9 protein-coding genes and 1 tRNA gene are annotated in these 13,493 nt (G+C 65.8%); 9 read left to right on the top strand and 1 reads right to left on the bottom strand.

All coding sequences use genetic code 11. From position 1 onward, the window contains the following. Positions 1 to 4: 4 nt before the first annotated feature. Positions 5 to 1,252: an acyl-CoA dehydrogenase family protein gene (locus QGN17_RS01820; protein WP_281042812.1), complete on the top strand. Its 1,248-nt coding sequence runs from the start codon at positions 5 to 7 to the stop codon at positions 1,250 to 1,252. Positions 1,253 to 1,261: 9 nt separating this feature from the next. Here QGN17_RS01820 and QGN17_RS01825 read toward each other — a convergent pair whose 3' ends face one another. Further along, complete coding sequence (locus QGN17_RS01825; RefSeq protein WP_281042813.1) at positions 1,262 to 2,338, bottom strand: ABC transporter substrate-binding protein; 1,077 nt, start codon at positions 2,336 to 2,338, stop codon at positions 1,262 to 1,264. Between the two features lie 74 nt (positions 2,339 to 2,412). Between QGN17_RS01825 and QGN17_RS01830 the strand changes: the two genes are divergently transcribed. The 8 genes from QGN17_RS01830 (at position 2,413) to QGN17_RS01865 (ending at position 13,449) form a co-directional block, all read left to right on the top strand. Further along, on the top strand, positions 2,413 to 3,726 hold the full coding sequence (locus QGN17_RS01830; RefSeq protein ID WP_281042814.1) for an NAD(P)/FAD-dependent oxidoreductase: 1,314 nt from the start codon (positions 2,413 to 2,415) through the stop codon (positions 3,724 to 3,726). A 94-nt stretch (positions 3,727 to 3,820) separates the two neighbouring features. Beyond that, positions 3,821 to 6,241, top strand: coding sequence for a TonB-dependent receptor (locus tag QGN17_RS01835; protein WP_281042815.1), 2,421 nt, complete (start codon positions 3,821 to 3,823; stop codon positions 6,239 to 6,241). Between the two features lie 139 nt (positions 6,242 to 6,380). Continuing rightward, positions 6,381 to 7,121 carry a 4-hydroxy-tetrahydrodipicolinate reductase gene (dapB, locus tag QGN17_RS01840; RefSeq protein ID WP_281042816.1) on the top strand — a complete coding sequence of 247 codons (741 nt, stop codon included), beginning with the start codon at positions 6,381 to 6,383 and terminating at the stop codon, positions 7,119 to 7,121. Next, on the top strand, positions 7,118 to 7,768 hold the full coding sequence (nth, locus tag QGN17_RS01845) for an endonuclease III (protein WP_281042817.1): 651 nt from the start codon (positions 7,118 to 7,120) through the stop codon (positions 7,766 to 7,768). Before dapB ends, nth begins: the two co-directional genes overlap by 4 nt. A gap of 63 nt (positions 7,769 to 7,831) precedes the next feature. After that, entirely contained in the window at positions 7,832 to 8,212 is a 381-nt protein-coding gene (locus tag QGN17_RS01850; protein WP_281042818.1) for a hypothetical protein, read from the top strand. Positions 8,213 to 8,264: 52 nt separating this feature from the next. Next, positions 8,265 to 8,341: transfer RNA gene (locus QGN17_RS01855), tRNA-Arg, on the top strand. 197 nt (positions 8,342 to 8,538) lie between these two features. Continuing rightward, positions 8,539 to 10,929 carry a hypothetical protein gene (locus tag QGN17_RS01860; protein ID WP_281042819.1) on the top strand — a complete coding sequence of 797 codons (2,391 nt, stop codon included), beginning with the start codon at positions 8,539 to 8,541 and terminating at the stop codon, positions 10,927 to 10,929. A gap of 156 nt (positions 10,930 to 11,085) precedes the next feature. Continuing rightward, positions 11,086 to 13,449, top strand: a complete 2,364-nt coding sequence (locus tag QGN17_RS01865; RefSeq protein ID WP_281042820.1) for a TonB-dependent receptor — start codon at positions 11,086 to 11,088, stop codon at positions 13,447 to 13,449. Positions 13,450 to 13,493: the final 44 nt, after the last annotated feature.

The following is a 13,493-nucleotide window of genomic DNA, read 5'->3' on the forward strand; positions in this document are numbered from 1 at the left end:
AGAAATGGATTTCGGCCTGTCCGACACGCAGACCCATTGGCGCGACCGGGTGAAGGCCTTCATGGCCGATCACGTCTTCCCCAACGAGGCGCGCTACGACCGCGAGGTGGATGCGGGCGAGCGGTGGAAGGAACTGCCGCTGATCGAGGAGCTGAAGGACAAGGCGAAGGCTGCCGGCCTGTGGAACCTGTTCATGCCGCCCTCGCATGGCGGCACCCCGGTCAATCCCGATTTCCGGTTCGAGGGGCCGTCGCTCACCAACCTCGAATATGCGCTCTGCGCCGAGGAGATGGGCAAGATCAAATGGGCGCCCGAGGTGTTCAACTGCTCCGCGCCCGACACCGGCAACATGGAGGTGCTGCTTCGCTACGGATCGGCCGAGCAGCAGGAGGCGTGGCTCAAACCGCTGATGCACGGCGAAATCCGCTCCTGTTTCCTGATGACCGAGCCGGCCGTCGCCTCGTCCGACGCGACCAACATCGAGACATCGATCACCCGCGACGGCGGCGATTATGTGATCGACGGGCGTAAATGGTGGTCGTCCGGCATGGGCGATCCGCGCGTGAAGATCACCATCGTGATGGGCAAGACCGACCCTTCCGCGCCCGCCCACCAGCAGCAGTCGATGATCCTGGTGCCGACGGGCGTGTCCGGCCTGACGATCGAGAAGATGCTCACCGTCTTTGGCTACGATCACGCGCCGGAAGGCCACGCGCAGGTGCTGCTCGACAAGGTGCGCGTGCCCGCCGCCAACATGCTGCTGGGCGAGGGGAGGGGCTTTGAAATCGCGCAGGGGCGGCTGGGGCCGGGCCGCATCCACCACGCCATGCGATCGATCGGCGTCGCCGAGCGTGCGCTGGAGACGATGATCCGCCGGCTGACGTCGCGCACCGCCTTCGGCAAGCGAATCCACGAACATTCGGTGTGGGAGGAGCGGATCGCGCAGGCCCGCATCGACATCGAGATGACGCGGCTGCTCTGCCTCAAGGCGGCCGACCTGATGGACCGCGAGGGCAATCGCGCGGCGCGCACCGAGATCGCGATGATCAAGGTGGCGGCGCCCAACACCGCGCTGAAGATCCTCGACAACGCCATCCAGGCGTTCGGCGGCGGCGGCGTCTCGCAGGTGACGCACCTCGCCTCGGCCTGGGCCTCGCAGCGCACGCTGCGGCTGGCGGACGGGCCGGACGAGGTGCACCGCCGCACCATCGCCAAGCTCGAATTCCGCAAATACCGCGATCAGGCGGAGTGATCGTGTCGCCTAGGCGGCGCGTACCCGCGTGATGATCTCCTCATATTGCCGCGACAGCGCCTCGCCATTGTAGGTGGCGTAGTCGCATTTCGAGAGGATCGACTGGGGCGGGAAGATCACCGGATTGTCCTTGTAATCCGGCCCCATCAGCGCCTTCGCCGCCGCATTGGGCGTGGGATATTTGATCGTCTGGCTGATCTCGGCGCCGGCCTTGGCGTCGAGCAGGTAGTTGATGAATTCGTGCGCCAGATCGGGGTTGGGCGCGCCCTTGGGGATGCACAGGCAGTCGGACGAGATCTGGCTGCCCTGCTTCGGGATCACGAAGTCGAGATCCTTGTCCTCCTTCATCACCTGCGCGATGTCGCCATTATATTCGATGACGATGTCGATATCGCCGGAGAGCAGCAGATCCTGCCCGTTGTCGTCGTGGAAGACGGCGATGTTGGGCTTCTGCCGGATCAGCAGATCCTCCACCTTCTTGAGCGCGACCGGATCGCCCGTGTTCATCGGATAGCCGAGATATTTGAGCACGAGGCGAACGAGGTCGCCGGCCTCCGCCAGCAGGCCGATGCGGCCCTTATACTGGGGCGAATCGAACACCCATTTCCAGTCGTCCGGCACGCCCTGGATCTTCGACTTGCGATAGCCGAGGCCGAGCACCAGCCAGGTATAGGGCATCGACCACTTCCGGCCCGGATCGAACGGCGGATCGAGGAATTCCGGCGCGATGTTCTTCAGGTTGGGGATCCTGGCGTGGTCCAGCGGCTCCAGCATGTCGGCCTTGGCCATGCGCTGGACGAAATCGTTGGTCGGCACGATCACGTCATAGCCCTGGTTGCCGCCGCGCAGCTTGGCGAACAGCTCGTCATTGTTGGAGAACAGGCTCATGTCGACCGTCACGCCGGTCGCCGACTTAAAGTCCTTGAGCGTGGTCTTCCCGATATAGGTGTCCCAATTGTAGAAATTGATGCGCTTGCCGGGCGGGCCGCGATGGCACCCCTCCAGCCCGGTCAGCGTGATGCCGACGGCCGCTGCGCCGACACCGGCGAGGAAACCACGGCGCGAAGGCATGAAGGGCAGGGGCATGAGGTTCGGCTCCTGGTGGAATATCTGCGATCGCAGGCTATGGTGCATCTGCGGAATGTCAACGGGAGGGATGGATGCGATCGACGGACGACGAGGCGATCTCGGCACGCGGCGACTATCCGCCAAGCTGGTATGCCGCGACGCGCATCGACGGACCGTCCGTGCAGCCTCTCGACGGCGAGGTGGAGGCCGATGTCTGCGTGGTCGGCGGCGGCTATGCCGGCCTTTCGGCGGCGCTGCACCTCACGCGCGCCGGGCGGAAGGTCGTGCTGCTGGAGGCCGATCGGCTCGGCTGGGGCGCATCGGGGCGCAACGGCGGACAGATCCATGTCGGGATGCGGCGCGAGCAGGAATGGCTTGAATCGCATCTCGGGCCGGACGACGCGCGAGAACTGTGGCGCATCGCGCTCGATGCCCGCGCGCATCTCGACTGGCTGGTCGAGGATCAGCGGGCCGCCTGCGATCTCACGCCCGGCTATCTGCATGTCGATCACCGCGCCGGCTATGTCCGCCACACCCGCGCCCATGTCGATCACCTGCGGGATCGCTACGGCTACGACGCGATCCGCTTCGTGGACAAGGAAGAAGCGCGGCACCTCGTCGCTTCGTCGGGTTATCATGGCGGGCTGCTCGACATGCGCGGCGGCCATCTTCACGCGCTCAACTTCGCGCTGGGCATCGCCAGGGCGGCCGCCTCGGCCGGCGCCGCGCTCCACGAACTGTCGCCCGCCACCGCGCTCGATCGGCAGGGCGATCGCTGGACGGTCCATACGCCGCGCGGAAAGGTCGTCGCCGATCGCGTCGTGCTCGCCTGCAACGGCTATCTGCGCGGGTTGCAGCCCAAGGTCGAGCAGCGGGTGATGCCGATCAACAACTACGTCGCGGTCACCGCGCCGCTGGGTGTCGAGCGCGCGCAGGCGATCGTCCGCAACGGCTATGCCGTTTCCGATTCGCGCTTCGTCGTCTATTATTTCCGGATCACGCCGGACGGACGCCTGCTGTTCGGCGGCGGCGAGAATTATTCCTACCGATTCCCCGCCGACATCGCCGGCTTCGTGCGCAAGCACATCCTCGCCATCTTCCCGCAACTCGGCGACGTGCCGATCGAACACGCCTGGGGCGGCACGCTGGCGATCACGCCCAACCGCCTGCCGTTCGTGCGCGAGGTCGAGCCGGGGTTGATCGCGGTCGGCGGATTTTCCGGGCTGGGCGTGGTGATGGCGCCCTATGTCGGCAAGCTGGTGGCCGACGCGCTCGCCGGAGACGATGCGGACTATGCGCGCCTCGCCCGCCTCCCGGTGCCGCGGTTCCCCGGCGGGCGGCTGATGCGCTGGCCGACCCTCGTGGCGGCGATGTCGTTCCTCGCATTGCGGGATCGCCTCTATTGACTCGGTCGCTGCGTCTGTGATCACATGGCGTCAGGCGCGAAAGACGCCATCATCGCAGGAAGGCACCAACGAGTAGACCAAAGGGGGTTGGGGCATGACCGCTCGCACGCGTATCGTTCGCCGTCTGCTGACATCGGGCCTGGTGCTCGCAGCACTTCCCGCGCCGCTGCTGGCGCAGGAGAAAGCGGGGCCGCCCGCTCCGCCGCCGCCCGCCGCCAATACGACGGCCCCGTTCGGCGAGATCGTCGTCACCGCGACCCGGCAGGACCAACTGCTCTCCAAGGTGCCGGTCAGCGTCAGCGCGTTCAACCAGAAGGCACTGGACCTGAAGGGCGCCAAGTCGCTCGCCGCGGTTGCCCGCTTCACGCCGGGCATCCAGGTCGACAACGGATCGAACGAGATCGCCATTCGCGGCATCTCGTCCAATGCTGGCGCCGGCACCACCGGCATCTATATCGACGACACGCCGATCCAGATCCGCAACCTCGGCTTCGATTCGGACGACACGCTACCCGCCATCTTCGATCTCGATCGTGTCGAGGTGCTGCGCGGGCCGCAGGGCACTCTGTTCGGTGCCGGCTCGGAAGGCGGCACGGTGCGCTACATCACGCCGCAGCCGGGCCTGCAGGATTACACCAGCTACACCCGCGCCGAGCTGTCCTCCACGGCGCATGGCGGGGCGAGCTGGGAATTCGGCTCGGCGGTCGGCGGGCCGATCGTCGAGGACAAGCTGGGTTTCCGTATCTCGGCCTATCACCGCCGCGACAGCGGCTGGATCGATCATACGGACTATGACGGCAACATCCTGAAGAAGAACACCAATTATTCGGACGTCACCGTGTTGCGCGGCGCGATCACCTGGCAGCCGGTCGATGGCCTGCAGATCACCCCGTCGGTTCATTACCAGAAGCGCCTGACCGCCGACGACGACAGCTATGTCGAGGGCCAGTCCGATCCGGGGAAGGGCGTCTTCCACGAATCCAGCCCGGAATATCGGCGCAATCCGGACAAGTTCGTGCTGCCGGTGCTCAAGATCGACTACAAGAACGACGCGTTTGAGGTCGTCAGCAACACCAGCTATTTCAAGCGCAGCAATATCTCGGGTTATGATGGCACGGTCTACGATCTGAGCTATTACCAGACGCTGACGCTCGATCCGAGCGGCGAGGATCCGGCGACTCCGCCGACGCTGCTCCTGCCGCGCGGCATCAATCCGGATGTCTCTTATTATCTGAGCCCCAGCGTCGTCACCAACCGCCAGCGCATCTTCACGCAGGAAGTCCGCATCCAGTCGGTCGATCCGACTGCGCCGATCACCTGGGTGGCGGGCGTCTTCTACCAGAAACAGCGCCAGCTCAGCCGCGAGGAACTCGTCGATCCGCACGGCAACCAGCTGTTCGAGCAGCTCTTCGGCATGTCGCTGGAGGATTATTTCGGCCAGGCGGCGGGCGCCGACGGGCCGATCCCGCTCTACGATGGGCGCGACAGCTACATCAACCAGTCGATCAGCCACGAGAAGCAGATCGCGGTGTTCGCCGATGTCACGTGGCACATCACGCCCAAGCTGTCGGTCACCGGCGGCGGCCGGTACGAGAAGGTGAGCTATAACTTCACCAACTTCGCCGACGGCCCGCAGAATTACGGCCGCACCGAGGCGCAGGGCGGCACGTCGTCCAAACCGTTCACGCCCAAGGCGAACATCAGCTGGCAGGCGACGCAGGACAATCTGTTCTACGGCACCTATGCACGCGGCTTCCGCCCCGGCGGCGCCAATGCGCCGGTGCCCTACGATGCCTGCTCGGACGATTTCGACAATCTCGGCATCACCGGCGCGCCGTCCTCCTACAAGTCCGACAAGGTCGACAGCTTCGAGATCGGCACCAAGGACAAGTTCTTCGATCGCAAGCTGTCGATCGAGGCGAGCGCCTTCACCATCCAGTGGAAGGGCATCCAGCAGTTCGTCAACCTGCCGACCTGCGCGATCCGCTACATCGACAATCTCGGCCAGGCCCGCGCGCGCGGCTTCGACCTGCAGATGACGGCCAATCCGATCCCCGGCATCACCGTCGACATGGCGCTCGGCTATACCGACAGCCGCTATACCAAGACGGCGCAGTACGTGACGCCGACCTCGATCCTGGCGGTGAAGGGCGACAGCCTCGGCGGATCGCCGTGGACCGCCAGCATCGGCGTGCAGTACGATTTCCCGGCGTTCGGCGAAAAGGGCTTCGCGCGCGTCGACTATCAGTATTCGAGCCCGAGCAAGCGGACCAAGGAGATGGACCCGCTGACCGCCAACTACGATCCGGGCGTGGTCGCGTCCGATGCGCAGCACTTCGTCGGCCTGCGCGCAGGCGGCATCATCGGCGGCTTCAACGTCTCGGTGTTCGTGGACAACCTGCTCGACAGTTCGCCGCTGCTCGACCGCAGCCACCAGGGCGTCGACACGCTGCTGTATACCGATACCACCTGGCGGCCGCGCACCGTCGGCCTGACTGCCAGCTACCGGATGTGAGGCAGGCGCTTCCCTTGTAGGATTGCGAATGTCATGAGGCGGGCATGAAGATGCCCGCCTCTTTCCAATTCGATCGAACGAGCGAGCGGCTTTCCGTTCGGCTCGCTGCTGTCAACTTCGTCAATTTCGGGAGCCTGCGATGACCTCGATCGGTATCCTCGGCTTCGATGGCCGCATGGGGCAGGCGATCGACGCGGCGGCGAAGGCGGCGGGCGTCGCGGTCGCCGGCGGGATCGACAAGGGCGATCCGGATCTCGTGGCGCTTGCAGGGCAGGCCGACGTGCTGATCGACTTCACCGCGCCCGATGCGCTGGCGAAGCATCTCGATGCGGCGGTGGCCGCCGGCACGCCGATGGTGATCGGCACCACCGGTCTGTCGGCGGAGGATCATGCGCGGATCGACGCGGCGGCGCAGTCGATCGCGATCGTCCAGACCTACAACACCTCGCTCGGCATCACGATGCTGCGCGGCCTGGTGGAGGAGGCGGCGCGGCGGCTGGGGCCGGACTGGGACATCGAGATCGTCGAGATGCACCACCGCCACAAGGTCGATGCGCCGTCGGGCACCGCGCTGCTGCTGGGGGCCGCCGCCAATGCCGGGCGCGGCGCCGCCGACGGGCAGAGCCTCAACCGGCTCGACCGGATGGGGCAGGGGCCGGGAACGCGCGAGCAGGGCGGTATCTATTATGCCTCGCTGCGCGGCGGATCGGTGGCGGGCGATCATCAGGTGGTGTTCGCGACCGACGGCGAGCGCATCGAGATCGGCCACCGTGCCGAGAATCGCGGCATCTTCGCGCGCGGGGCGCTCAAGGCGGCGCTGTGGCTGGCGGAAGGGCGTCCGGCCGGCCGCTACACGATGGCCGACGTGCTGGGATTGTGAAAAAGGCCGACGTCTTCGAATTCTACCGCCGTCTGGCCGAGGGCGATCCCGCGCCCGAGACCGAACTCAAGTGGACCAACCCCTACACGCTGCTGGTCGCCGTCGCGCTGTCCGCGCAGGCGACGGACGTGGGGGTCAACAAGGCGACCCGGCGGCTGTTCGAGGAGGTCGATACCCCGGCGAAGATGCTGGACTTGGGCGAGGCGGGCCTCAAGGATCACATCAAGACGATCGGCCTGTTCAACACCAAGGCGAAGAACGTCATCGCCGCCGCGCAGATTCTTGTCGATCGCTTCGGCGGCGAGGTGCCGGAGGATCGCGCGGCGCTGGAGAGCCTGCCGGGCGTCGGCCGCAAGACCGCCAACGTCGTCCTCAACGTGGCCTTCGGGCACGAGACGATCGCGGTCGATACCCATATCTTCCGCGTTTCCAACCGCACCGGCCTTGCGCCGGGCAAGGATGTGCGGGTGGTGGAGGACAAGCTGGAGAAGGTGACGCCGCAGCCGTTCCGGGGCGGCGCGCACCACTGGCTCATTCTTCATGGCCGGTACATCTGCAAGGCGCGAAAACCGGAATGCTGGCGATGTCCCGTCGCCGATCTGTGCCGTTACCGGCCGAAGACGCCTCCGCCGGGCGCGGTGGCGTAAATCAGGCGTATCAGGCGTATCAGGCGTTTATCGAGCAGAGATGCCAAGTCGGAGCAGGTTGCCATGAACCGTCCCCTCGCCACTATCCTCTTGATCGCCGCCATCGCCGGCCCGGCCGTCGCGCGACCGCTCAAGCCCGATCAGGAGGCGAAGATCCAGCCCGCCGGCCCGCCCGTGAGCTGCATCTCGCTCCACAACATCCGCGAGACCCGCGTGCGGGACGACAGCACGATCGATTTCTACATGAACGGCGGCAAGGTCTATCGTAACAAGCTGCCCAACAGCTGCCCCTCGCTCGGTTTCGAGGAGCGGTTCGGCTACGAGACCAGCATCGACCAGCTCTGCAACGTGGATATCATCCACGTCATCACCTCCAGCCCGCCGATGCGCGGGGCGTCGTGCGGCCTCGGCCAGTTCCAGCCGATCAGCGGTGCGCCGAAATAAGAGGCGGGTGGGGCTGGCGGGGCGCGAAACGCTCTGCTAAGCGCCCGCTCAGGCACCCGTAGCTCAGCTGGATAGAGCGCTGCCCTCCGAAGGCAGAGGCCACAGGTTCGAATCCTGTCGGGTGCGCCAATCGTCACCATAGCAGGCCCGCCAGCGGGCGATCGCACGCACCGCCGCGCCGTCCGTTCAACATGACGAAAACTTAAGATCGCGGACGGGTACGCCGCCATATGGGGCGGCCCATGCGCTCCGCCATGAGGGCTGCGTGATCGCCGGTTTCGGCGCGCGAAGACCGGTGTGTTGCGGCGATCGGAGCCTGTGTGAGAATGAACGGAGTGTATCGGCGGGCGATGGGCGCCGCCGGGCTTACCAGCATGTACGGCCTTCTGCTGGTGGCCGCGCCGGCGGGCGCGCAGACCGTTGCGCCGGCACCGGCCCCTGCCGGGCCATCGGCGGATTCCTTTTCCAAGGCGGATGCGGCCGAGGCGGAGGAAGCGGCGAAGGACGAGATCCTCGTCACCGCCCATCAGCAGCATGGCGCGGTCGCCACCGACATTCCGCCGCAGGTGACGATCAACTCCGCGGCCATCTCGGCGCTGGGCGCGGCCGATCTGCAGGAGGTGTTCGACCTCTTCGCGCCGGAATTCCGCAACGGTCAGAGCGCGCCCGGCAAGGCGGGCGACACGCCGATCGTACTGGTCAACGGCCAGCGCATTGCAGGTTTCGCCGCGATCAAGGATCTGCCGCCCGAGGCGATCCGCCGGATCGAGGTCTATCCGGAGAAGGTCGCGCTCCAATATGGCTACGACGCCAGCCAGAAGGTGGTGAACGTCGTCCTGCGCAGCAACTATCGCGCGCTGACCCTGCTCGGCCGCTACACCGCCGCGCCGGAGAATTGGCGTGGAGTCTACCGGGCGAAGGCCGACCTGCTGCGGATCGGCGAGAATTCGCACTGGAACCTCGATCTCGATTACGCGCACCAGGATCCGATCTATTCGGGCACCACTCTCGCCGATCCGGGCGCGACCGACACGTCCGTGCCCGCCCATACGCTCGCCACGCAGAGCGACGACCTGACGATCAGCGGCGATGCGACCCGGCAGATGGGGGGACTCACGGCGGAGCTTGCCGGGCGGCTCGAACTCCATTCGTTGCAGAGCAGGCTTGGCCTGTCGGACGATGACGGCGCCCTTCTTGTCGCGCAGGGATCGCCGGACGAGATTTCCGGCCCGCGCTACCGGTCGGACCAGACGGTCGATGCCCAGACCAGCCTGACGCTCAACGGCAAGCTCAGCGAGTGGCACTGGTCCTTCATCGGCAAGCTCGACGACACGACCCGCACCATCGACACGCTGGACGGTCCGGGGCGGTTCGACACGATCCAGCTGCCCTCGCCGGGCATGCTCGCACACCATTGCGATGGCCCGGCCGATACCGGATGCGTGGTGACGGACCAGCGCACGGCGAGCGGCGACTTCTACCTCAACGGCAAGCTGTTCGCGCTGCCGGCGGGATCGGCCAGCGCTTCGATCCGGACCGGTTTCGTCCTGTCCGGCATCCGCAGCGAGGCGCCGGGCGCGGGCGAATATCAGACGCTCAATCGCAACGAAGGCAACGTCCAGGCCAATCTCGATCTGCCGGTCACCACCGCGCGATCGCCGATCGGCAAGCTGACCGTCGGCCTCAATGGCGAGGCTCGCCACCTTTCCGACTTCGGCACGCTGACCACCATCGGATCGAGCCTGCAATGGACGCCGATCAAGCCGATCGAGATCGTGGCGTCGGCGCGGCGGGAGGAGCAGGCGCCGGACCTGACGCAGCTCGCCCAGGGGCTGCTCGTCACGCCGGACCTGCGCGAATTCGATTTCGTCACCGGGCAGACATCGATCGTGCAGCAGACGGTGGGCGGCAATCCGGCGCTCGACCGGGAACGCGCGCGCATCGCCGATATCCGCGCGCAGATCACGCCGCTCGCCAATCTCCAGCTTTCGGCCGAATATACGATCGAGCACGACCGCAATCCGATCTTCAACGTCACGGCGGCGACGGCCGAGACGGATGCCGCCTTTCCCGACTCCTTCACCCGCAATGCGGATGGCTACCTGACCGCCGTCGATGATCGCCCGGTCAACCTCTACTCGCGCGATCAGCAGCGCATCCGCTGGGGGCTGAATTACTCGACCGCCTTCGGTCCGGCCAATCCGGCACCGGGGCGGGACGGCAAGCCGATCGCGCGCGACCAGTTCCAGATCGCGCTCTATGATACCTGGCGCCTGCAGGACGATGTCCGCCTGCAGGAGGGATCGCCCCGGCTGGACCTGCTCGACGGCGACTTCATCAGCGATACGGGCGGCACGCCGCGCCATGAGCTGGAATTGCAAACCACCGTCGCCACCCGCTTGTGGAGCGCCGACATCAACGCGCGCTGGCAGGCGCCGACCCATGTCATGGCCGGCCCGCTGGCGGACGAGGACCTGACCTTCTCGCAAGGGGTCACGCTCGATTTGCGGCTGCAGCTCAACATGGGCGAGATCGGCTGGCTGAGCCGCGCGCTGCCCTTCCTGCGCGGCAAGCTCAACATCTCGGCCGACAATATCCTGGGCGCACATGCCACGGTGCACGATGCCCGTGGCGTCGTGCCGTCGGCCTATAGCGAATCCTACATCAATCCGACGGGGCGGACGTTCCGGATCACGCTGCGCAAGCGCTTCCACTGATCGCGCGGAGCATTTCGGCCACACCCAAGCGGAAATCCCGCTTCATCCATCGGGATTTTTCCGCATTGCCACAAAGCGGTCATGAGTCGTGGGCAGAGGCGCTGCGCTGACCGGAAGCGCCACCAAAGGCGCCCGGATCCAAGGGGCAAGACAGACATGACTTTGAACAAATCCGCCGCGTGGCTTCTGGCTGGAATTGCCGGGCTTTCGCTCGTTCCCGCGACCGCTTTCGCGCAGGCGCCGGCTGGCGACACGCCGACCAATGCGCAGACCGCCGGTGACGACAACGCCATCATCGTCACCGCGAACCGCCGCAGCGAAGATACGATGAAGGTGCCGGTCTCGGTCTCGGTGATCAAGCCCGAGGCGCTCCACGATTATCAGGCCGGTGGCGCCGACACCCTGCTGTCGCTCTCCGGTCGTGTGCCTAGCCTGTACGTGGATGACACCACCGGCCGCATCTTCCCGCGTTTCTACATTCGCGGTCTCGGCAATATCGATTTCTACCTCGGCGCCTCGCAGCCCGTGTCGATCATTCAGGACGACGTGGTCGAAGAGCATGTCGTCTTGAAGTCGAACCCGGCCTACGACATCGCGCAGGTCGAGGTGCTGAAGGGGCCGCAGGGCTCGCTGTTCGGCCGCAACACCACCGCCGGCATCATCAAGTTCGACAGCGCTCAGCCGAGCGAGACGTGGCAGGGCCAGGGTTCGCTGAGCTACGGCCGTTTCAACAGCGTCAACGCCGATGTCGGCGTCGGCGGGCCGCTGACCGAGGACGGCCGCGTGAGCTTCCGCCTGTCCGGCCTGTACCAGCACCGCGACGACTGGATCGACAACACCTACACCGGCCCGACCGACGACGGCACCAAGACCGGCAAGAACGTGATGGGCGGCTATGACGAGCGCGACGTGCGCCTGCAGCTTCTGTTCAAGCCGACCGAGGACCTGAGCATCCGCCTGTCCGGCCACTATCGCGACTATGACGGCACCGCGACGCCCTTCTATCGCGGATCGATCAAGGTCGGCACCGATGCCGTGCCGTCGGACTTCGATCGCGGGCAGGTCGCCAACGACGAGGCGCACAACAACCCGCAGAGCTACAGGATGCACGGCGTGTCGGCCAAGGTCGGCTACGATTTCGGCGGCATCACGCTGACCTCGATCACCGCGTGGGAACATGCGGCGGGCCACAGCCTGGGTGATACCGACGGTGGTGCTGCCGCCAATTTCGGCGGCGTCGCGCCGAACTATTGCGCGGCCGGTTGCGGCATGTCGCAGGGGCGCCTGCGCGGGCTGGACCAGTGGACCCAGGAAGTCCGCCTCGCCAGCGACGACACCGGTCGCTTCAAGTGGCAGGTCGGCGGCATCTACTTCGATTCGCGCGACCATACCGAGTTCGACCAGCGCAGCTTCTTCCTGACCAGCAACGCGCTGGGCACCGCGCCGAACCCGAACAACTGGGTGTTGCTGCACGACGTCAACAAGAGCTGGGCCGCCTTCGGCCAGGCGAGCTATGCGCTGACCGACAAGCTGACGGTGACCGGTGGCGTGCGCGTGACCAAGGACACCAAGACGACCGACCTGCTCGAGCATCCGAACTTCGCGACGCTGAGCGTGCCGGTGACCGCGCCGACCTCGTCCTACGAGTGCGGCAACAGCACCCACTGCCGCCTGTCGGACACCAAGCCGAGCTGGGATGCGAGCCTGCTCTACCGCGTGAACCCGGAGATCAGCGTCTACGCCCGTGTCGCGCGCGGCTTCCGCGGCCCGACCATCCAGGGCCGCTCGGCGGTGTTCGCGACGGCCTATTCGACGGCGAACTCGGAAACCAACACCAGCTACGAAGCCGGCTTCAAGACCGCGTTCCTGGACAACAAGGTCCACTTCAACGTCTCGGGCTTCTATTATGAGGTGAAGAACATCCAGCTCAACGGCAACGACAGCAACGGCAACGGCGTGCTGTTCAATGCCAACAAGGGCAAGGGTTACGGCATGGAGGCCGAGCTCGACGCGAAGCCGACGCAGAACCTCCACATCAATGCGGGCCTGAGCCTGCTGCACACCGAGATCGTCGACAAGAACGTCTATGCGCAGGTCGGTTCGGCGGGCGGCGTGCTGTCGGAGACGGTGCTGAACCCGGTCGTGAAGGTCGGCAGCAACTATTTCGCGCAGATCAACGGCAACCCGTTCCCGAACGCGCCGGACTACAACGTCAACCTCAGCGCCCAGTATGACTTCCCGATCAGCGACACGAGCAAGCTGTTCGTCGGCGGTGATTTCAACATGCAGGGCAAGACCAACTTCGTCGCCTACCAGTCGGTCGAGTATCGCGCCGACGGCAATTTCGAGCTGGGCGCGAAGGTCGGCTACGCCTTCAAGAGCTATCAGGTGGCGTTCTTCGTGCGCAACCTGACCAACGAGAAGAACCTGATCGACGTGATCGACACCTCGAACTATCGCGCCGGCATCTACAACGAGCCGCGCGTGTTCGGCGTGACGCTGAGCGGCTCCTTCCGCTGATCGGATGAAGAAGGGCGCCTCCTTCCCCCCGGCGGGGAGGGAGG

Origin of the sequence: Sphingomonas oryzagri (assembly GCF_029906645.1) — a bacterium.
Lineage (GTDB): Bacteria > Pseudomonadota > Alphaproteobacteria > Sphingomonadales > Sphingomonadaceae > Solisphingomonas > Solisphingomonas oryzagri.

What these genes read in the sequence shown, in the direction of transcription:
- dapB (WP_281042816.1), top strand. Translation starts at nt 6,381, where the DNA reads ATGACCTCGATCGGTATCCTCGGCTTCGATGGCCGCATGGGGCAGGCG.
- QGN17_RS01820 (WP_281042812.1), top strand. Translation starts at nt 5, where the DNA reads ATGGATTTCGGCCTGTCCGACACGCAGACCCATTGGCGCGACCGGGTG.
- QGN17_RS01865 (WP_281042820.1), top strand. Translation starts at nt 11,086, where the DNA reads ATGACTTTGAACAAATCCGCCGCGTGGCTTCTGGCTGGAATTGCCGGG.
- QGN17_RS01850 (WP_281042818.1), top strand. Translation starts at nt 7,832, where the DNA reads ATGAACCGTCCCCTCGCCACTATCCTCTTGATCGCCGCCATCGCCGGC.
- QGN17_RS01860 (WP_281042819.1), top strand. Translation starts at nt 8,539, where the DNA reads ATGAACGGAGTGTATCGGCGGGCGATGGGCGCCGCCGGGCTTACCAGC.
- QGN17_RS01825 (WP_281042813.1), bottom strand. Translation starts at nt 2,338, where the DNA reads ATGCCCCTGCCCTTCATGCCTTCGCGCCGTGGTTTCCTCGCCGGTGTC.
- QGN17_RS01835 (WP_281042815.1), top strand. Translation starts at nt 3,821, where the DNA reads ATGACCGCTCGCACGCGTATCGTTCGCCGTCTGCTGACATCGGGCCTG.
- QGN17_RS01830 (WP_281042814.1), top strand. Translation starts at nt 2,413, where the DNA reads ATGCGATCGACGGACGACGAGGCGATCTCGGCACGCGGCGACTATCCG.